The sequence below is a fragment of the Mucilaginibacter yixingensis genome (assembly GCF_041080815.1).
Classification (GTDB): domain Bacteria; phylum Bacteroidota; class Bacteroidia; order Sphingobacteriales; family Sphingobacteriaceae; genus Mucilaginibacter; species Mucilaginibacter yixingensis.
In genome coordinates this window covers 242148-263352 of the sequence record NZ_CP160205.1, presented here as the reverse complement: position 1 = coordinate 263352, position 21205 = coordinate 242148, and the positions used below count along the sequence as shown (strand labels likewise).

At 49.3% G+C, this 21205-nt stretch carries 11 protein-coding genes; all 11 read right to left on the bottom strand.

All coding sequences use genetic code 11. The features are described from left to right. Window positions 1-109 precede the first annotated feature (109 nt). The gene (locus ABZR88_RS01135; protein ID WP_107829224.1) at window positions 110-2146 is read right to left on the bottom strand and encodes a glycoside hydrolase family 127 protein; all 2037 of its coding nucleotides are present in this window, start codon (window positions 2144-2146) and stop codon (window positions 110-112) included. Window positions 2147-2588: 442 nt separating this feature from the next. Beyond that, entirely contained in the window at window positions 2589-5882 is a 3294-nt protein-coding gene (locus tag ABZR88_RS01130) for a glycosyl hydrolase (protein ID WP_107829225.1), read from the bottom strand. After that, window positions 5882-9178 (bottom strand): glycoside hydrolase family 2 TIM barrel-domain containing protein, encoded by a 3297-nt coding sequence (locus tag ABZR88_RS01125; RefSeq protein ID WP_107829226.1) that lies wholly within the window; start codon window positions 9176-9178, stop codon window positions 5882-5884. The genes ABZR88_RS01130 and ABZR88_RS01125 overlap by 1 nt, the downstream gene beginning before the upstream one ends. Before the next feature lie 330 nt (window positions 9179-9508). Continuing rightward, window positions 9509-10582: a mandelate racemase/muconate lactonizing enzyme family protein gene (locus ABZR88_RS01120; protein WP_107829227.1), complete on the bottom strand. Its 1074-nt coding sequence runs from the start codon at window positions 10580-10582 to the stop codon at window positions 9509-9511. Window positions 10583-10736: 154 nt separating this feature from the next. Then, window positions 10737-12932, bottom strand: a complete 2196-nt coding sequence (locus tag ABZR88_RS01115) for an alpha-L-rhamnosidase C-terminal domain-containing protein (RefSeq protein WP_245917066.1) — start codon at window positions 12930-12932, stop codon at window positions 10737-10739. 1 nt (window position 12933) lies between these two features. Beyond that, entirely contained in the window at window positions 12934-14538 is a 1605-nt protein-coding gene (locus ABZR88_RS01110) for a sodium/solute symporter (protein ID WP_107829228.1), read from the bottom strand. Then, window positions 14535-15620 (bottom strand): Gfo/Idh/MocA family protein, encoded by a 1086-nt coding sequence (locus tag ABZR88_RS01105; protein WP_107829229.1) that lies wholly within the window; start codon window positions 15618-15620, stop codon window positions 14535-14537. Before ABZR88_RS01105 ends, ABZR88_RS01110 begins: the two co-directional genes overlap by 4 nt. Window positions 15621-15918: 298 nt before the next feature. Then, the gene (locus ABZR88_RS01100) at window positions 15919-16614 is read right to left on the bottom strand and encodes an L-rhamnose mutarotase (RefSeq protein ID WP_107829230.1); all 696 of its coding nucleotides are present in this window, start codon (window positions 16612-16614) and stop codon (window positions 15919-15921) included. Next, entirely contained in the window at window positions 16615-18543 is a 1929-nt protein-coding gene (locus tag ABZR88_RS01095) for a hypothetical protein (protein WP_245917067.1), read from the bottom strand. Between the two features lie 202 nt (window positions 18544-18745). After that, entirely contained in the window at window positions 18746-19624 is an 879-nt protein-coding gene (locus ABZR88_RS01090) for a sugar phosphate isomerase/epimerase (RefSeq protein ID WP_211309832.1), read from the bottom strand. A 175-nt stretch (window positions 19625-19799) separates the two neighbouring features. Continuing rightward, window positions 19800-21200 (bottom strand): acetylxylan esterase, encoded by a 1401-nt coding sequence (locus tag ABZR88_RS01085; protein ID WP_107829232.1) that lies wholly within the window; start codon window positions 21198-21200, stop codon window positions 19800-19802. Between the last annotated feature and the right edge of the window lie 5 nt (window positions 21201-21205).

Genomic DNA, 21205 nt, shown 5'->3' with positions numbered 1-21205 from the left:
ACACTCACGCACAGCCCCATGCTTGTTCGTTCGGAATGACAAATGGGTTGACATAAGGGGCGAACTTAAAACAAACGAGGCGCACCTTCTGGCGCGCCTCGTAAAACTTTTACCTATCAAACGGCATCCACGTTTCCATCTCCACATGCCCGCGGTTACCCCAGGCGTAGTATGGTATCAGGCGAACGTTTACCGCGTTTTCTTTTACAGGTGTTATCTCTTTATATAACTGACCATTCCAGTTGGCCTGGTTACGCAGATCGGCTTTGCCGGTCAGGCTCATGATCGGGCTGTTGTCTATGCTGATCATCTGCGGCTGTAGTTCGGCTTTGGCCGATAAAGCCACATCAAACACTTTATCGCCTTTTGGCAAATCTGCTGATTCCAGGCAGTACACCACCGGGCCACGTTTTACGGCTACCTGGTTGCGGGTTTCTTCCACCAGCGGGTTCGATTCCAGCATTTGTACCGGCATCGGCAGGTTCAGCTCAATCTTGTCGCCGGTTTTCCATTGGCGATTTACTTCGGCATATTGGCCACTGGTCAAAACCACATTTACCGGCTGACCGTTAACCGTCAGACTTGCACCTTTGCACCAGCCCGGTATACGGAAAAACATAGAGTAAGCTTTAGTCGGCGATTGATTCAACGTTACGTTGATCTTGCCGTTCCATGGATAATCAGTCTCCTGGGTTACTTTAATAGCTGATCCATCTTTCAGTTTCGAGTTCAGCGTGTTGCCGCCGTATAGGTTAAACCATAGACCTTTGTCTGATGTACTATAAGCATAGTCAGCCACTTCAGCTATCGTGCGCACCACGTTCGGTGGGCAACAATTTGATAACTTGATATAGCCTATCCTGTCTTTAGACCAGCGTTGTTTAAACGGCAGGTTATCAGAATAGCTCAATGGGTTGGTATACAAAAAATCGCGACCGCTCAGGCTGATGCCCGAAAGTACGCTGTTGTACAGTGCCAGCTCCATTACATCGGCATATTGCGCTTTTCCGGTTACCTGCAGCATGCGCCAGTTCCACAACACGTTGCCAATATTGGCGCAGGTTTCATTGTGGGCGGTAAAATTTGGCAATTGGTAATCACGACCGTAAGCCTGGTGGATCTTTTGCACATCATCAGGTTTGTATGATGTACCGTCAGGTGATACGCCGTCATACAACGAGCCGCAACCACCGGTTACGTACATTTTGCGGGTGACCACGTCGTTCCACATCAGGTTCAGCGTGTGCATCAGGGTGGTGTCGCCGGTTTCGGCATACACGTCTGCGGCACCTGCAAACAGGTAATTGGCGCGTACCGCGTGCCCATTGGCCTGTGTTTGCTGGCGGAACGGGATGCGGTCCTGATTATCATCCGTACCGTTTTTATTTTCTCCGCGTATATCAAGCAGGTGCTTGGCCAACGCCAGATACTTAGGATTTTTAGTGGTACGATACATTTCTACCACGCCCATATAGTGCGACGGACAAACGGCGCTACGAGCATTCTCGGGCGATAGGTTTTTATAAAAATTATCCAGGTAATCTGTCGCCTTAATAGCTACAGCCAAAAAGTTCTTTTTACCGGTGATACGGTAGTGGATACAAGCCGCCGTCATCAGGTGGCCCAGGTTGTAGGCCTCAAAGTTATTGGGGTCGTTAAAGGCTTTCTCGTTACCGCTTTTCCGGGCCGAGATGATAACCGGGGTATGGATGTACCCATCGGCACGTTGCGCTTTAGCAATAACGGCAATAGCGTTGTCTAACTGCGCATCAATCTTCGGGTCATGCGTAGTAGCATACATGCTGATCTCGGCTTCCATCAGCTTATAGAAATCGCCATCATGGAACGGAGGGCCCTCGTGGTCGCCATCCTCCAGTCCGGCGGCAACCTCAAAATTCTGAAATGCGTGACTGATCTTCGGGTCATTATAAATACGCCACAGGTTAGGGATCATCGTATCGCGACACACTTTAAAGCGGTCGGCCCAGAAACCTTTGGTCCAGGTAACATTGCCCATATCAACACTGTTCAGCACCGCGTAAGGGCTGCCCGTGGTATTGGTGAGCGCCTTGCTCTGGGCACTGGCCTGGTTAAACCCTAAAACACCTGCTGCCCCCAGGGCAATTAGCTTCAGCACATTTCTCATAACCAAACAATATAGGTATATATTTTAATTTATAGTTATTTTAATTTCACAAACACAAGACCATGCGATTAAATCCCCTCTTGAGAGGGGGCGCGTCGATAGTGCTGCTGTAGGGGTGTGTCATTACGCATGTTTAAAGGACACACCCCTGCCCCCTCTCAAGAGGGGAATCGCTCAATGCCGACGCTCTTTGACGGGATCGACCAACTGCATCGCCTATCAGATCACGGCGGCCAGAGGCCGCCGGATAGTCGTCACTCGCGTAGACGCGAGCGACTGCATGGAACATTCCTCAACCCTTTTGTCATTTCGACCAACGGGAGAAATCTTAGACGCCTTCCAAGCCCCCCACCGTGGGATGCCGCAGGTCTAAGATTTCTCCTCACCCAAACGTACAAGGCCCTTTCGGTTCGTCGAAATGACAAAGTGGTTTAAAAGCAGGCTACCGTCCCACCAGCTTCACCACCTGCGTTAAACCTGCAGGCAACGGCTTGCGGTTCTCTAAATAATAGCGCGCATTAGTCCAGGTTACCTGCTGGGCCTGCGGCAAATCATGATCTGCTTTGACACGGTTGGCCCAGGTGTTGGTCACTTCAACTTTCAGATCGTTTTTACCGGCTTTCAGCGCTTTGGTAATGTTAACGCGGTACGGGTAGGTCCACGCTACGCCGCAGTTTACACCATTTACATATACCTCGGCCAGGTTATTCACTTTGCCAAAATCAATCCAGATCTCTTTTGAGGCCGATGGTTTCCAGTTGAAGCTTTGCGAGTATATGGCGGTGCCTGAATAATTTTTGATACCCGCATCAGCTTGTTTAGACCAATCATCTGTAGTATTCAAAGTCACCTCCTCTTTCGGTCCGCCGAAGGCTGGGTTAAATTTCACCTGCCATTTATCGCCAAGTGTTTGCACGGTTTTCGCTTCCCCTGTTTTTGCTTTCGCGATGGTTGCAGGCGCGTTTTTACGCAAGATGATAAAGATAGATCCATTGGCGTCCAGCGCGAGTGGCAACTCCGTGCGACTAGCATTCACTTTCCAGCCATTGGCAGTAGCAATCTCACCGGTCACCGCATCCCACAACTCCACTGCTCTACCTGTCGCGCGCAGCGAAAGGTTTAAAGTCCTCTTTTCAGCCTGTTGATTAGAGATGAAGTACAGATCGAAATCGGCGCCAGCACGGTGTATCCAGGCAACGCCTTTAGCAGGCTGGCTGTTCTCTGTGGCAATGAAATCGCGACTGATCTTCCAGTCATCAAACGTAGCTTTTTGGTAGGGGTGCTGACCATAGATTACCTTAACGCCTCCCTTTTCCAGCTCATTGATTTTATTCTGGCTTGCTACTGATAGTTTGCCATTCGGGTCAAGCGCCGTAGGTCCGGGAATAACCAGTACACCATAACTGGCGCCACCGGGCAATACCACGCGGCCGTTTTGCGCCTTCATCAGGTTCAACAATGCGTCTTTATTAAACGAATCATAAGCATAGCCGCGAAGTGGATCAATCATCTGTCCGGCAATTTCCATATTGGCCGAGTGGGTGGCATCTTCTACCATGCTGATCTGCGGCTCGCCTTTGTTAGCCAGGCGGGCGGCTTCTTTTTTCACGGCTTCTTCGCCTACCAGGCCAGGTAACACCGTGGTTAACCTGTTTGGCAATACGGCACGGCGCGGTATTTCTTCGCCGCTAAACACAGCTATATCTGTAACAGGGTGGCCCATTTGCAACAGTGCCTCGCAACGGGTAATGTATTCAAACCAGGCTTTGCCGGGTTTCCACCAGGTTTGGTCGCGCTGGAAGAAGTTACCGATACCGTCCAGCGTCATACCCGGCTTTCTGTCCAGCCAGGGGTTATGCACACTTACGTGAAACACATAACGGTTGATACCGAGGGTAAAATTATAATCGGCCATGGCTTTAAGTGTGCCGGGGTGCTCGTCCCACATCAGGCGCAGTTCTGTAAATGCTTCTGCCTGGATGATATTCTTACCGTAGATGTGTCCGCCAGAAATGGCGTCGGCCATATCATTTGGTTTATCATGCGTAGGGCTCCGGTACCAGAACTCGCCCATCGGTATATCGGCCATTTTGTAGTGCATCATACCGTCGCCAACCATGGTTGGGGCAACGCTTTCGGCCGTAAAATCACAACCTTTTTCATGTGCCAGTTTGGCCATGGTGGCGTAGAACTTGTCTACCAGCAGTTCGGCAATGGTTTCGCGCACATCGGCCAGTACTTTTTCAGATTCGCTGGCGCTCTGTACCGGCACACCGGCAAATAGCGGCATGTAAGGCATCAGGTCATAGCCACGGCGTTTTTTAAACTCCTCTGCAAAAATTGGCGACCAGTTCTGGCTGCCACACTCCCAGCTATCAATATGCAGGGTTTTTAAAACACGTTTAGCCAGGTCCGGTCCGGCTTGTTTAATGGCCTCGCCAAACCAGCTGTTGAATTGCAGGGTAGCCACTTCCGGACTAAATTTATCGCACTCCAAACCAATACCGCCACCACCTGTGGCATTCATGTGCCCGGTTGAGGTGTGCCCGATGCGGATGATGGTCCAGTTACCGGCAGGTGCAGTCCAGTTCAGGCGACCATCGGCTCCCAGTTTATCGGTTATATTGATGATCTTATCTTTCGGGATACACAACGCGTCCGGCAATTGCTGGGCAGTGGTATGCTTACTTACGCGCCAGGCTTCGCCGGTTTTGCTTTCATACTGATGTATGTGCGGCTGAGCCATCAACTCAATGCCGCAAAACTTCAACATAGGTTTCCATTTGGCAAAATCCAGATCTTCAGCACCGGGCTCAGAGCCTGCTTTATCATATACAAAGCGGTAGTACTTGGCGGTGGTTTCCGGGATATCATTGGTAATCTCCGAATCGCCATCCTGCCAGCCCGCACGCGGCGGATCCAGGTGACCAAGGCTTCTGAACGTCTGACCGTCATCGCTCACCTGCACTTCCAATCGCTCTGATTGGTAGTTACTGGCCGAAGTATGGATGATCAAAGAACGACTGGTAAAAGGTTTCTCAAATTCTAACTGGAACCAGCAGGCATCAGAGGTAGACACGCTCTTTCTGTTACCGCGCTCACCTAAAGACTGCACTTCGGTACCAGCCAGGCTAGTGGTTACCTTCGGATGAAAATCGTAGCTGCTCACCCCCTCGCCTGTTAACGACGGGTAGGCCAGCACTTCAATATCTTTATAATAGTTTTTATAATGCGCAGGGGTTGGCAGCGTATCGTTAAACGCTTTGCCTCCGGCGATAATCTTTTTGCTCCACACTACCTTCTGCATCGAGATCTCCGGCGTAATCCACGGACCACCTGCCAGGGCGAAACCATCGGCATCGTGCATAGCCAGTTTAACGCCAATGCGGTCGGCCTCCTGCATAGTGTATTTAATAATGTCCCACCACTGCGGGCTCAGCTGCACTATGGGGTTGGGTATCATCGGTTGCGCACCCGGCGCTTTGATAGGCATCAGAAAGGCGCCTTCAATACCGTTTTGTTTTAGCGCCTGCAAATCGGCGGTGATGCCTTCGCGGGTTACGGCGCCATACATCCAGTACCAGAACACCCATGGCTTAGCGCTTTCGGGCGGATGTTCAAAAACACGTTTAAGGTCATCCTTTGCAGGGGAACCACTCCGCACCTGAGCGCTCCCCCGCAGCGTTAGGCAGCAAAGGCATACATAAGCTATAAGGACGATTTTCTTTTGCATCATTATCTTGTTTTAAGTTTCAGAGCCGCAGCACCGGCATCTTCAGGCTTGCCGCTGTATGGCATCAGGTAAAAGCTATAGTGATAATTGCCTGCCGGAATGCGGTATTTTTCCAGCGCCTCGGCTACTTCACTCCAACTGTCATTACCGCCAACACCCATTTGTTTCAGATCAATGTTCAGCGTTACCTGTCCGCCGTCGCGCAGCTTGTTGGTGTGCTTGGCTTTTACAATATTATCTTCGGTATACGGCCAGGCGCTCATGCTCAGCAAACTATCGGCTACCACCAGCAAGCCTTTGTTTTGCTTATCGGCCAGCAGCATCCAGCGCACATCGGTACGGTTGCCATTCTCCTGCGGGATTACATATGGCTCCATAAAGTTGCTGATGGTTGATGTATACACGCCAGCCTCAGAACCGGTATTTCTATCGATATAATTTTCCCACGGACCACGACCGTAGTAAGTAATCGTTGTATCGGCTTTATCAATGCCCATTTGTAAACCAACTTTTGGCAGGTTAGGCAACTTGGTATTGGCCTGCAGGTTGTAATCAACCTTAATGGCGCCATCGCCATTGATGGTATAAACCAGTGTAACCGAAGCACTGTCGGGAATTACAGAATACACATCCGTAATTTTTACAATGCCATTATCAGCTTGAGATTTATCAATGTTTACGCTCTTAACTTTTAACTGTGCGTTGAACCAAGCTTTCAGCTTGCGCTCCATTTTCCAACCGCGGTGGTCATTATCAGTAACCGGGCGCACAAAATGCGGCATTGGCGGTGAGATGATCTGTTGCTGTCCTTTAACAGCGTAGCCAATCAGCAAGCCTGATTTTTTATCAAAGCTGATGCTTACGTTGCCATTTTTGATGCCTGTCATGGCAAAGTTGCCAATGTCTTCCACTTTCAATGCAGGATAAGTTTTGGCTACCGGTTTAACCTCAGCCAGGCTGGTCAGTGCAAACTGATCTTCGGCAATCTCGTAACCTTTCTTTTCCCAGGCTTTATCTTCGGCCAGGGCAAAATGGATATCAGCCAGGTATTCATGACCGGCTTTAAAGCTCGGCAGGTAAGATTTTATGCTGATGGTGGTATCGTGTCCGGCTGCCAGGTTTACACGCGGCATTATTTTTTTGCTGATCACTTGGCCATCTTCGCGCACCTGCAGGTAAACCTCATACTCGTTCAGGTTAGCAACACTGCTCCAGTTTTTGATGTGGATGTTGGCGCCGTCTTTCAGCGTACATTCTGCCGGTTGAAATACATGCTTGCACTCATAAATAGCAGGCTTAGGGCGACCAGCAGGATCTACAATTCCTTTGATGGTGAAATCGTCATAATAGCGCTCGCCGTAATCGCCGCCGTAGGCGTAGTATGATTTACCGGTTGAGTCTTTCTTTAACAAGCCTTGATCTTTAAACTCCCAAATGGCACCGCCAATAACGCGCGGCGTAGTGCGCCACTGGTCCCAAAACTCTTTGAGGTTACCGTTAGAGTTACCCATAGCGTGCGAGTATTCTACAAAGAAGATAGGACGATGATCGCCATTTTGCTGGTTAGCCAGCAACGGTGCAGTATACAAACCAGGGTACATCCTACTGATAAAATCAGTATAAGGCTGATCTATCGGGTTCTGCAGGCGATGCGAGTGATCGTTTGTTTTTGGATAACGTGGATCGCCTGGCTCGATGTAGCCTTCGGCTTGTGGGGTACCTTGTGCTGGCTCGTAATGTACCGGGCGGGTAATATCAAAATCATGCACCCAACCAGCCATGGCAGCATGGTTCGGTCCGCGACCGGCCTCGTTTCCTAAACTCCAAACAATGATGCTTGGATGGTTTTTGTCGCGCTCCACCATACGGGTCACACGGTCAAGATAGGCACCGGTCCACATTGGGTCATTACTCAGTTTTGAGCCCAGACCGTGTGTTTCCAAATTAGCCTCATCGATCACCAGGATACCGTACTGATCGCACAGGTCATACAGATACGGGTCCATCGGGTAGTGACTGGTACGGATACAGTTGAAGTTAAATTTCTTGATGGTTTGCACATCGCGCAAAATATCCTCGCGCGAAAGGGCCTTACCTTTTACCGGGTCATGATCCGGGCGGTTAACACCATACAGGTAAGTTACTTTACCGTTAATGAGCAGCTTGCTATCGGTCTTAGAAAACTCAATGCTGCGGAAGCCAACTTTACAACTTTTTACCTCTACGGTTTTGCCCGTGGTATCAATTAATGAGAGGGCCAGCGTGTACAAGTTCGGGTGCTCATCGCTCCATTTATCCGGGTTCTTCACCTGTGCTTCCAGTTGGGCAAACTTTACGTTGTCCAGGCGAGGATAGATCTCATTAATAATGCTCTCTACGCTGCGGTTAAGCGGTTTGGCAAATACAGGCTTGTTATTTTTATCATATAACTGCGCTTCGAGATGGTAACCTGGGACGGCTTTGCCGGTCAGGTTTTCCATGCGGGTACGAATCATGAAGCGGACATCCTTGTATTCTTTATCCAGCTTACCTTCCCATTGAAAATCGGCAATACGCAGTTTAGGCTCGGCCATCAGCATTACCTCACGGTGGATACCGCTCATGCGCCACTGATCCTGGTCTTCCAGGAAATAGCCATCGCTCCAACGGATCAATTGCACCGACAGGATGTTCTCGCCGGCCTGCAGGTACGGAGTAACGTTAAACTCCGACGGCATAAAGCTGTCTTCGCCATAACCTAAAAATTTACCGTTCACCCATACTTTAAAGCCAGAGCTTACGCCACCAAAATGCAGGGTAATGTTCATATCCTTCCAATCGGCAGGCACGGTAAACGTGCGCTGGTAGCTGCCCATGCCATTGTAATCTTGCGGCACATGCGGCGGGTTTACCGGACGGAACGGGTAAACGGCGCTTTTATAAATCGGCTTATCATAACCCTGCATCTCAATGCTTGATGGTACCGGGATCTTCTTCCAGCCGCTTACGCGTCCTTTATAAAAATCCTGCGGCGCATCGGCAGGCTTGGCGGCATAATTAAAATCCCACATCCCGTTAAGCGACAGCCAGCGACCGGATTTGGTACGATCGCCTACCAGGGCTTCCTGCACATTCGGGTACGAGTAGGCAGTAGCACGGGCTTCATCTCGATTAATGCCATCTACCTGCGGGTTCTCCCACGGCTCGGCATTGTAAACGGACGGGGCATTAGGTATGGCAGCCGGTGTTTTATCTACCAGCTGGGCATAAGCGCTGCCGCTAAGCAGCAGGGAAGTGATTATGGCGAGTTGTTTGCGCATTTGTATAAAGCTTACGTCATGCCGAACTTGTTTCGGCACCCCACATGCAAGGTTCTGCTTTGCACGGTGGACTGTCCTATGGGGTCCCGAAACAAGTTCGGGATGACCTGTTTATTATCTATCATTATTTCGTTCAAGCGTATATGCTTGAACGGGCAATTCTTCTTTTGTCATGCCGAACTTGTTTCGGCACCCCACATGCAAGGTTCTGCTTTGCATGGTGGACTGTCCTATGGGATCCCGAAACAAGTTCGGGATGACCTGTTTATTATTTGTTTCATTCCCCTTACCCTTCATCTCCCTCTCCTTCGGAGAGGGCCGGGGTGAGGTCTATATCTCATTCAGCACCGCATCTTTAAAGCTGAAACCCCAGCCTGGTCGATTGTGCGGTACGGCCATGCCGTTGGTCATCGCAATCGGATGATCAATCAGCGGGTCAATCCAATCAAATGATTCTGCGCCCGCCCCGTTCGGGATGGTGCAAAGCAATGGAATATCATAGTCTTTGTAATAATGCGGCAACACCGGGATGTTAAACGCTCCGGCCAAAGCAGCACTATCACGCCAGGCTTCTACGCCACCTATTCTTAAAATATCGGGTTGCCAGATATCGATGGCATTGCGGGTCAATAGCTCCCTCAGTGGTAATGATGAATATTCGCGCTCGCCCATAGCCAACGAGATGCCGGCCTGGTTACGCAGCAAACGGTAGCCCTCAAAATCTGCATGGTTAATGGGTTCTTCAAACCAGTAGATGTTCAGTTCGCGGGCAGCACGGGCCAACGCCAGCGCCGAAGGAACAGTCATTCCCTGGTTGGCGTCCATCATAATACCAATTTCATTACCTACGGCCTCGCGTACTAAGCGCAGGCGCTCCAGATCCTCTTTCCAATCGGGCTTGCCTACTTTTATTTTTACCGATTGAAAGCCGCGCTGTTTGTAGTCGGTTACTTCGCCAATCAGTTCTTCTACCGAGTACGAGATCCAGCCGCCACTACCGTACAGCGGCACCGAAGTGCGTGATGTACCCAGCACTTTCCATATCGGCCGACCGAGGATTTTACACCAGGCATCCCACATAGCAATATTGTAGGCGGCCTGCGCCCAGCGGTTAATACCTTCCTGGCCGAAGTACTCGTTCGCATGGTTCAGTTTTTCAAAAACTTTTACCGTATCGCAAACATCTTCACCAATCAGCATCTCGCCAACATCCTTCATGGCCCCGGCAATAGCCTGCGGACTGTATTGAAAGCTGAGCATGTAGCCCTCGCCCACTACGCCGCCATCGGTCTGGATGCGTAGCACAATGAAGGATATTTCGGTCAGCACGTGCGTGGCATCGGCAATGGGTTTTTCCAGTTTAGCCTTAGCCGTGTAAACCGAGTAGCTTTTTATTTTTTGCATTGTATCTTATTCACCTATTTGTCATTGCGAGCAGGGCTTAATTCTGCCCTCCCACGTCATGCCGAACTTGTTTCGGCACCCCACATGCAAAGCCGGGCGTTGCATGTGGAATGTCCTGTGGGTTCCCGAAACAAGTTCGGGATGACCTTTATTTTTATTTCAGCTCCTGATAATCAATCGTATACTTCTTACCTTTCTCAATGCTCAGCTCGTACCAACCGTTACCTTTTGATACCGGTTTGGCCTGGCTGCACATTGGGTTGGTTTGGCTACGGAAACGTAACAAACCGGTACCGGCAGCACCTTCAATTTTCAGCTGTTTGGTGCTGGCGTATACCTTAATGTCGCCATCAGGTGTTGGTATGCTGCCTTCCATCCACTGCAAACCACCCAGATTTGGGGTAATGCTGTATTGTTTGTAGCCCGGCGCGGTTGGTTTTACACCCAGGTAGTATTTACCCAGCAGGTAAATCGGACTTGCACCCCAGGCGTGACAAAGACTCTTGCCAAACTCACGACCGTACATGGCGTAATGTTCAGCACCTTTTTTAAACGGATCATATTCTTCCCAGAAAGTGGTAGCGCCCAATTTGAGCATACCGCCCCAGTAATCTTTGATCTGTTTGCGCACGTAGTCCTGCTCGCCCATGGCACACAGTGCTTCCAACTCGTAGAAGTGCATGTATGGGGTGGTGATCTTCTGAATCTTATCGTTCAGCAATACCGATTTTTTAACCTCTTGTTTCTGGGTATCGCTAAAGTAGTTAAAGAAGATACCGAACATGTTGCTGTAGCGGGTTACATTGTCGGTTTGCTTACCATTAACGCGGCTATGTACTAAAGCCTGTTTCTGTGGATTCCAGTAGTAAGCAAAAATCTTTTTCTTCAAAGCAGCACCGGCAGCATTGTATTTAACAGCAGCAGCTTTATCATTCATAATGTTTGCGCAAAGGCCCATGGTTTCTAAGCTGCGGCACAGTAACATCTGCTCGAAGCTTACTTCACCTTTTTTGCTCAGGCCATCGGCCCAGTCAATAAACACCCAGTCGCCCGGCAGGCCTTCCATCAGTCCGTCTTTATCACGACGGGCCAGACAGAAATCCATCATGCTTTGCATGCGCGGGTAAGCTTGTTTAATGAACGCTTTATCGCCGGTGTACTGATAGTAATCATACACACTCAGGAACCAGTAGAACGTATAGTCCATAATGGTGTTGATGTGGCTGGTTACCGGATCTTTACCACGCAGCGCATAAATAGTGCGGGTTACGGTTGGCGAGTCAAAGTACAAGTAGTAGTTCATCAGGTAGCTTTGGTAAGCATCGCCACTCCACACCCAACGATCGCGTTTAATACCGTCAATAAAAAACTCGCGGGTGTTGAGGTGCATGGTATAAGCCGCTACATCCCAGATCTTGTTAATCTCTTCGTCATTACATTTAAAGCTGCCGCGCTGCTCAACCGGTGAGTACTCGTATAGCATCGATACATCATCCAGACTCACATTGTCATCATAAACAATGTTTACATAGCGGAACGCGCGCGATCCCGGCATGATATAATCGGTTTTGCTATCCTGATTCACATCCATCGGGTCCATCAGTTCGCCATGCTCTAACGACATGGCTTCTTCTTTTGATTCGCCGTAGTGCAGGCTCAGTTTACCTTTACCTTTCAGGCCGATGAGTTTTACAAAGCCGAAGGTTTCTTTACCAAAATCAACAAAAATGGAATGCTCTTTTTTGTCTTTGCTTACAGCAGATTGCTCTTTGGTTGGCAGGCTGAAAGCCGACGGCGGTGTTTTAGGATCATTCAGGTTCCAGCTACCGGCAGGGAAATATTTGGTGGCGGAGATGTCTGAAGTTTTACCGCTTTGGTCAATCCACTCTTTATCTTCAAAGGTGGTTTCCCAGGTGTTATCGCTCACCAGGTGCGGGCCTTTTACGTAGATGGCCGGCACGTTGCCCTGGTTAAACACTTTCAGGCTGATGCGGTGCTTACCGGCAGGGATATCCAGCGAGTGCGGATATCCGGAGATCGCTTTACCGTCCAGCTTTACGTTGTACTGGCCATCAGCATAAATTTCTACTTTCTCGGGTGATGCCAGTTCAAAATCTTTATGAAACTCGATCAGCGCGTAGTGGCTGTCCAGCTTCCAGAACGGCGGCAAAAACGAGCCACGCTCGGTACGGCGGGCCTGCATTTTATTGCTCAACCAAACTTCGTAATCGCCGGGATACCAGATCCACGTAGCTTTCTGTGCCGATGCAATATCAGCCAAAAACAAAAGGCCGAAGCACAAAAATGCGCTCAGCCCGTTCATTAGGTTTTTATGTTGGTTTCTTCTCATATCAATGTCCGTTAAAGAAAAGGTACAGGCACACCATCACAATGACCAGCAGCGTCCATGCTAGTTTTACGCGTTTGGTTGGTTTGGCAATGCTGGCGGTATCTTCGTCTGTAGCCACATAACGTACCGGGTTTGGATCTACCAGCGAGATCAGCACCGCAAGCACAAACAGTATGGCGAAAGTATAGAACGACACCATCAGGTAGTGCGGCCAGAAATGATAGGTTGCTGCCGGAAATACCCACAAATACAGTATCCCTATACCCAAACTAATTGCCGAGCCTATAGACAGCGTGAAATTAACCGCCAGTTTGGTGGTACGTTTCCAGAACACGGTGAGCAGGAATACTACCGACAACGGCGGCGCAATAAAGCCCAGGATTGACTGGAACACGTCAAAGAATTTCAGTCCTTTAATTTGATCTATTGCCAGTACTACACCTACCGCCAAAATACAACCTACGATGATAGCCATACGGCCCACGCGGATGAGGTCTTTATTGGTAGCGCCTTTGTTGATCTTCTCTGCATAAATATCCATCGTAAATACGGTACTCAACGAGTTGAGCGATGAGCCTACCGTGCCTACCAAAACGGCAATCATTACCACAATTACCAAACCGTTCAGGCCCGGAGGGAACAAGTTTGTCACCATGGTCATGTAAGCCATATTCGGGTCATCAAGCTTAGGGAACAACAGGTAACACAAAATACCAGTACCGATGAACAACGGCAGCGACAGGATTTTCAGCCAGCCGATGAAGTTAACTCCCAGCTGACCTTGCTCCAGGTTTTTAGCACCTAATACCGATTGTACCATGGCCTGGTCTGTACAGAAAAACGCCACAGCCGCTACCGGATAACCCAGCAGAATGGCATACCAAGGGTAATCAGCATCGGTAGCCGGGCGCAGCAGGTTCCAGTAATTATGCGGAACACTATGCCAAACGGTACTTAAACCACCGGCCTTATGCAGACCGATAAACATCAGCATCAGCGAGACACCAATAAGGAGCAACATCTGGAAAACATTTACTTTGGCAATGGCTTTAAGGCCACCCGCAAAAGCAAACAGACCGGCAAAGGCTACCAATACCACCACCGACTCCCACATTGGGATGCCCAGAATTTGCCTCACCAGCACACCACCGGCATACAAGCCGAGTGACAGCCACGAGATCTGAATTTTGATCAAAGCGTACCAGGCCAAAATGTTACGGGTGCTATCGCCATAGCGCTGCCCCATAAACTCGGGCATGGTAGATACTTTGGATGCAATGTATCGCGGCGCAAAAACCAGCGCCAGCAACATCAAAAAGATGAAGGCGTACCACTCAAAGTTGATAGCGACAATACCGGTTTTAAAACCGATACTGGCACAGGCCAGCAACATGCTCGGGCCCACATTGGTGCCCCACATGTTAAAGCCAATACTGCTCCACCCCAATGATTTATTGGCCAGGAACAGCGTTTCATCTTCTTCAGACTTTTTCTTTTTAAAACTGGCCTGGTATCCAATAATCATCAGTACCACCAGGTAGGCCACAACGATCACATAATCGAGCGTGGTGAGTTTGGATACGATGTTGCTTACAGCTAATATCATGCGGTTAATTCCTCGCGAGTTAGGTTAAATTCTTTCAGTATATCGGCTACTTTAACGGGCTGGCCTGTTTTCAGGGTGCGGTCCATAGCCTGTAAAAGGGCCACGGTGCCAATGCCTTCTTTCAGATCGGGGTAAGCGGTAAAACCTTGTTCAATGCTATCGGCAAAGTATTCCATATAATTCTGATACTCACCGGCGTGGTGGCTCTGGCCTTCAAACCTGAAGTAATGTTTCAGGGCTTTATCGCCCCAGGTAATAATTTTTTCTTCGCCGGTTTTATCGGTTACCGAGTAACGCAGTTCATGGTAATCAGCTTGTGAGGCGCCTTCGGTACAACGCAATACGGTGCTCATACCGCTATCGCGCAGTGGAGGTTGCGTAGGACCGGTATAGCAGCCGCTCACACGGGCAATGCGGCCATCTTTAGCGCGGAAGATGAAGTGCATGGTATCTTCATTTTTTAGTCCGGCGGTTTTGCCGTTGCTACTGATCATGCCGTAACCCATTACTTCCTCCACCTCTGGCAAATACCAGCGAACGAAATCTATCGGGTGGCTCAAACCGCCGTACAACCATTTAAAGGCTTGTTCCAGTGCCCATGGTTTTTCCAGGAACCAACGGTGATCTGCATGGTAGTAAGCCTCAATGGTGATGAGCTCGCCCAGTAAACCGGCTTCAAAATCTTTACGCTGACGTTTAGCCGGCTCAAAGAAGCGTGAGCTCTGGCCTACAAATATTTTTTTACCTGATTTTTCGGCCACGCGCATCAGTTCGGCGGCCTTACCCAGGTCATCAATAAACGGCTTGGTGCAGATCACATTTTTACCGGCTTCCAGCGCTTGGATAATGTGTTGTGCATGCAGGTGATCGGGCGTGTAAATGGCAATAATGTCAATCTCCTTATCATCCAGCATCTCCTGATAACTGGTAGTATAATGGTGAAAATTGAACTCAGCCGCGCGATGTTTGCACATCTCGATGCTGATATCGCACATCATTTTCAATTGAACTTTTTTACTTTCCAGCGCCGCCGAAATGATGCTGCGGCCTTCGCCTAATCCTAATATTCCTATGTTTAGCATGATGGTATTTTAGTCCGGAAGTCGGAAAGTCCGAAAGTCCGGAAGATCGTTTTCTTTAGTTTCTATTATTGGCCTACTAAAATGCCTAACAACATCGGCTTTAGTTTCATAGGCTATCCTGTATACCTTTTATCGCCGTCGCTCGGCTCCAGCCGAGTGACACGCTATCTCGCGGCCTCTGGCCGCCGTCGTTCAAAAGTCAACTAGCGGCGGCCAGAGGCCGCAGGATAATCGTCACTCGCGTAGACGCGAGCGACTGCAATGCAAGTCCTCTCCTTCGGAGAGGATTTAGGAGAGGTCATTTTACCGGCTTCAAAAACACCCAGCTTTCGCCTTTAGCAGTACCGGGGATGCCTTCCTGGTATTTGCCCATCAGCTTGTTCCACTCGTCAACGCGTGGGTTGTTTTTGCTGGTAAGCGGGTTAAGTTTGTCCAGGTCGCCACCTTTAGGGATGCTGATGATCAGCATCAGTTGACGCCCATTGCGGAACACCAGCAATTGCTGAAACTGCGCATTGCAAAACCCTTGCGATACCTCCGGCCATTTCTGGAACTGGGTGGCATGGTAATTCAGGTATTCCTTTTGCATTTTAGGATCGGCCACCAGGTTGGCGGTGAGCAGGATGTTGTCCCACTCTTTCACCACGCCGGTTTTGCAACGCTGCGCACGGTCAAAATCATAAAACGGGTTTTGATAAACTTTTACCTCTGTTTTTGGATAAGCTGTTTCAAGTTGATGGCGCAATAAGTTTATGCGAGTTAACTTGCCATACACCACCAAATGGTTTTTCCAGGTGTAGAATGATGATGCCTGCAGACCGAAATTACCGCCAATTTTAACGGCAGCTTTAGCATCAATGGTTTTACCCACAGGGGCAATTACCTCGATAGCAGCAAACGGACTGCTAAGGGCCCATACATTACCTGCGCACAGGTTAATCAAAACGGCCAGCGCTAATGCCGCTAAGCCGTTCTTTAATTTCAATAATCTCATTTATTCTTTATGGTTTATGGGCTGGTTAGCCGGGTTTACAGTTCTGTACTTGAGCAGCCAGCGCCAGGCTGGTTCTAAACCGGCATTAGCTTTGATCTCTGCCGCTACCTGCGGACCATTATTTTCCCATACATCGCCCGGACCGTTGGCATTGCGCAAAAATTTCTCAGCAGGCGTCCAATTGTCTTTCATGGTGATGTATGACGAACCTTCATCGCAATACAAATAGAACCAATGCACCGGGTCATGCGCGTAAGGCGCCTTGTAAATGCTATCTACATAATTGTTGCTGATCACCGTTCCCGGTTGTGCCGATAGCGTGTACACCGCCGCCACATCATACATATTGCGTGCATAATGATGGATATGGTTTGCAAAAACTGTGTTATTGCTCATAGCATTAACCGTTTTAGTCCAGCCCCAACCTACGTTAATGCCGGTATAGTTAACATCGCAAACCTCGTTATGGGCAATGGTAATGTTACTTACATAACCCGCGCCTATGCCTACACAACCCCAGTCTTCATTGGTTACATCGTTTACCAGGTTGTTTTCGATGCGGTCGCCGCTGCTTACCTCGCGTTTGTCGGTAGGATTGTAAGGCAGGTGTACTTCCTGGCCTTCGTCACTGAAAACGCCGTCCATAATGGCGGTGCCGCCTATATCTTTGAATAAGTTGCCTTCAATTTTATTGTTGTGGGTACCGCGCTCATAATCTAAACCGGTAGCGGCCATGTGTTCAAAACGACAACCGGTAAACACCGTGCTTTCTACATAGCTCAAAGCTACCGCGGCAGCCGGGCGACCAACCCAAGCCTGGTTTTCCAGCCCTTTTTTATCGGGCGTGCCCGGAATTTTTAGTTTGTAGGCATCAGTCATATACATACCGGCCTGGTGCGGTACCAATCCGTTTTTAGATGGATACAGCCAGGTGCTATGTTCAAAGCTGATGTTTTTGAAGCCGATATGACTTATTGGATGATCAATAGTGCCCGCAGCTCTAACCAGCGTTTCCAGATAAGGAACAACCGCTTTAGCAGTATGCATATCCTCATCTGCACGCGGGTAATAATATAATTTCTGATGCAGGCGATCCAGATACCACTCACCCGGCTGATCTAAAAACTGCAATGCATTGACCAGATAAAAAGGTGAGTTACCGGTCTTCTTAGAGATCCAAGGCGCAGGCCATGGGTGTTCTGACTGCACACGACTCTCTGGTTGTTCAAACCATAAACGTGCGCTATCGCCCTGCACTTTTACTTCTTTAACACGCAGCATGGCAATGGCCCACCATTGGTGGATAAACATTTCCATTCCTTTGATCTGTGAGAGATCAATAATTTTTTGTTCTGCTTTTGACCACGGAATCCAGCAGGTTTGCGCTTTGTGATCCCATGAAAGGATACGACTCATTTTTGGCGCATCTACCTCGCGGGCGCGGGTGGCTTTTTTATCGTTCACCCATAACTGGCGAAAGTTAATCAACTCATCACCTATCATCGGTGCATCGGCTACCCAAACTTTACCTTTGGCCGCTGCGGGCAAGCCTTTCACGCCGCCTGCTTTTTGCCAGCCATTAACCATTATACCACCGCTCAAAATAGTTTGCGCCTCGCCATCACCCTGAATAATGGTCGGGCTATCTGCCGTACCAGAATCCTCAGGACGAAGCATTACCGTTTCCTGCAACTGGTAGGTACCCTGCCCCATATGGATGGTGATGCCGCCTTTTACCGAGGCATCATTCAAACGGCGCAACTCGCGGGCCTTACGCAAGGCAATGGTTAGCGAGGCTACGGGTTGTTCTTTGGTACCGGCATTCTGGTCTGATCCGTTTACGGCCACCCAGATATCGGCAGCAGATGCGCTTGCCGAGAGCATGGCACTCAGCATAAAAGCGGCTAGGTATTTTGTGGCGGTTTGCATCGGTTTTTATTGGTACTTATGGCGGCCAGAGGCCGCGGGATAGTCGTCACTCGGCTGGAGCCGAGCGACTGCATTGTTCTTTTATTAATGTTTGTCATTGCGAGGAACGAAGCAATCTCGTCGGATGCATGACGGATTTGCATTTCCGACTATCCTAAGACGAGATTGCTTCGTCGTTCCTCCTCGCAATGACAACCTTTGATTACTGCTGAAAAATCGACTTCACGTAAGCCGCATTCGCGCTGTAATTCTTTTTAACGTTGTGCACATCGGCAGCATCGCGTGAGCGCTCAATTACCAGCCAGCCGCTCCAGCCCATTTTATCTAAAGTGGCTTTTACTTTTTTCAGATCGATCTTTGGATCATTCTGTAACCATTTACCATCGGTATCGGTACAATGGATGATGGCGATATTCTTTTTACCTAACAGCTCCAACTCTTTTTCCAGATCGCGGCCGGCATCCAGGGCGGTTTGGAAATTGTAGTAGATTTTAATGGCCGGCGAGTTTACCTCTTTCAGCAGATCCAGATCTGCCTGTGCACTCAGCGTAGTGCCAATGGCAATTGTTACGCCTGCTTTTTGAGCAATTTTACCTACTTCCTTCAGTTTGGATACGATCGCTGGACGATATTCTGGGTTTGCACCCAGATCGCTGTTAATGCCCAGCGGCAGGAAACCAATCTTTACGTTCATCCTTACCATGGTATTGATACACTCGGTTGCCAGGTTCACCGCATCTGCCCGGTTAGCGAACGATTGCGAAAAGAAACCACCCATCGAAATAGACGAGATCTCCAGGTTCGTTGCCTTTGCCGCAGCCAGAAACTTATCACGGGTAGAATCAGCAGTCAGCTGGTTATCAAAATGTGGGCGATCGCCCAGGCCGCCCATGTCTACTTCCACGCCATCAGTACCAATGGTTTTGGCCAGCTCAAATGCGCCGATTTTCTGGCGTTTCAGGATGTAAATATCAGCCACAGCCACTTTGTAGCGCTGTTTGCTTTGTGCCGATGCCTGGTTAGCGGTGTAACCGCCGGTTATGGCAAGGGTTAATATTGTTAGGAGGAATTTGTTTTTCATGTTAGGTTTTATTCTCTATTACCTTCTTGTCATTTCGACCAAAGGGAGAAATCTTATACGTTTTGCCTGTTTGGTTCGTGGCTTGTCAATCGTATAAGATTTCTCCTCCGCGCCGCTCTATCCCCAGCTTCGGTCGTCGAAATGACAAATGGGGGAGTGAGCGAGCCAGGTATCTTTATTTCCCTGTCGCTGCCGCAAATACTTTCTCCAGCTGGTCAAAACCGTGGATGGCATCTTTTGGCAGGTTCTGGCCGTGATCGCCGAACACATACAACTGAGGTTCTTTCTCAATCGTGGTGTGCGACTCGTCGATCTTGCCGTCTTTTTTAATCTTGTTGATATCTACGTGGAAATTACGCGCCACAAAATCATACAGCGGGAAGCGCTTTGACGGACCGTAGTCGTGCTTGTCATTTGGTAAGTGTACGTTCTCTACTTTGTCTGCCGCACCATAGTAACCATATACCTTTTTCAGGTAAGGGAAATCATGCTCAGGCATGTGGGCGGTCCAGTCGCTGCCGTCAGAAATTAATAATTGCGGTTGTGGAGCCGACATGGCAGCCAGTTCTACGTTATCGGTACCGCCACCACATTGTGCTACCGGCATACCGCTTTCGCATGGACAACCACCGTAGAAGTAGGATGATACCGCAACTACCGGTGCACTCAGTTTGATGCGGGTATCAAGCGCGGTCATCAGTACAGTATGGCTACCACCACCAGAGCCGCCGCTGATACCTACCCTCTCCGGATCGGTTTCTTTCAACGAGAGCATGTAATCCAGAATGCGGATAGCGCCCAACGCCTGGATAGTTTCGGCCAGCGCCTTACGGTGATCAGAAGATTTAAATTGCAAGCCAGATTCGCCCCAGGCAAATACATCGTAGCTGTAGGCCATTACCCCCATCCGCGCCAGGGTGGCACAACGGATCTGGCAATCGGCACGGAAACGGTGCTGATACCAGTGACCATCAGGCGAGAGCATCAGCGGAATTTTCCCTTTAACGTTCAACGGACGGTATAATGAACCGTTGATATAAACGCCAGGCAAAATTTCCAAAGCTATGTTCTCTACACTGTAACCATCATAAACCCGTTTTGGGGTGATGATAGGCTTGGTGTTCATCTTAGCCGGCATTGGCGACAGGCCCAGTGCCGCGTAAATTTGCGGACGAAGCAGTGCCTTGCGCGCCTCGAACGAGGCTTTATCGTTGTATTGCGAGGCTATTTTGTCCAGCTGTTTCCAGCCGTCTTCTACAGGCCAGTTCCAGTACTGAAACTCACTCAGTTTGTAGTTACCCGGCGAATCTTTAATTACTTTGAGGTTAAGCGGTGACAGCACATTTTCCAGCGTCTGGTCAACATCCGGTCGAAACTTCCACTCGGCATACGTCACCGTTTTGTCGGCCATCAGTTTTTCATCAGTTTTGATCTTTACCTTGTATCGATCCTGGATCTCTGCCAGCACCTCTTTCAGCGGTTTTGGATAACCGGCGTCAGAGTTTTGCTGGGCATAGGCGCCAGTGCCGGCCAACAGGGCGGCACAAACTGCAACTATCGCTTTTAACCTTCTCATCGTTT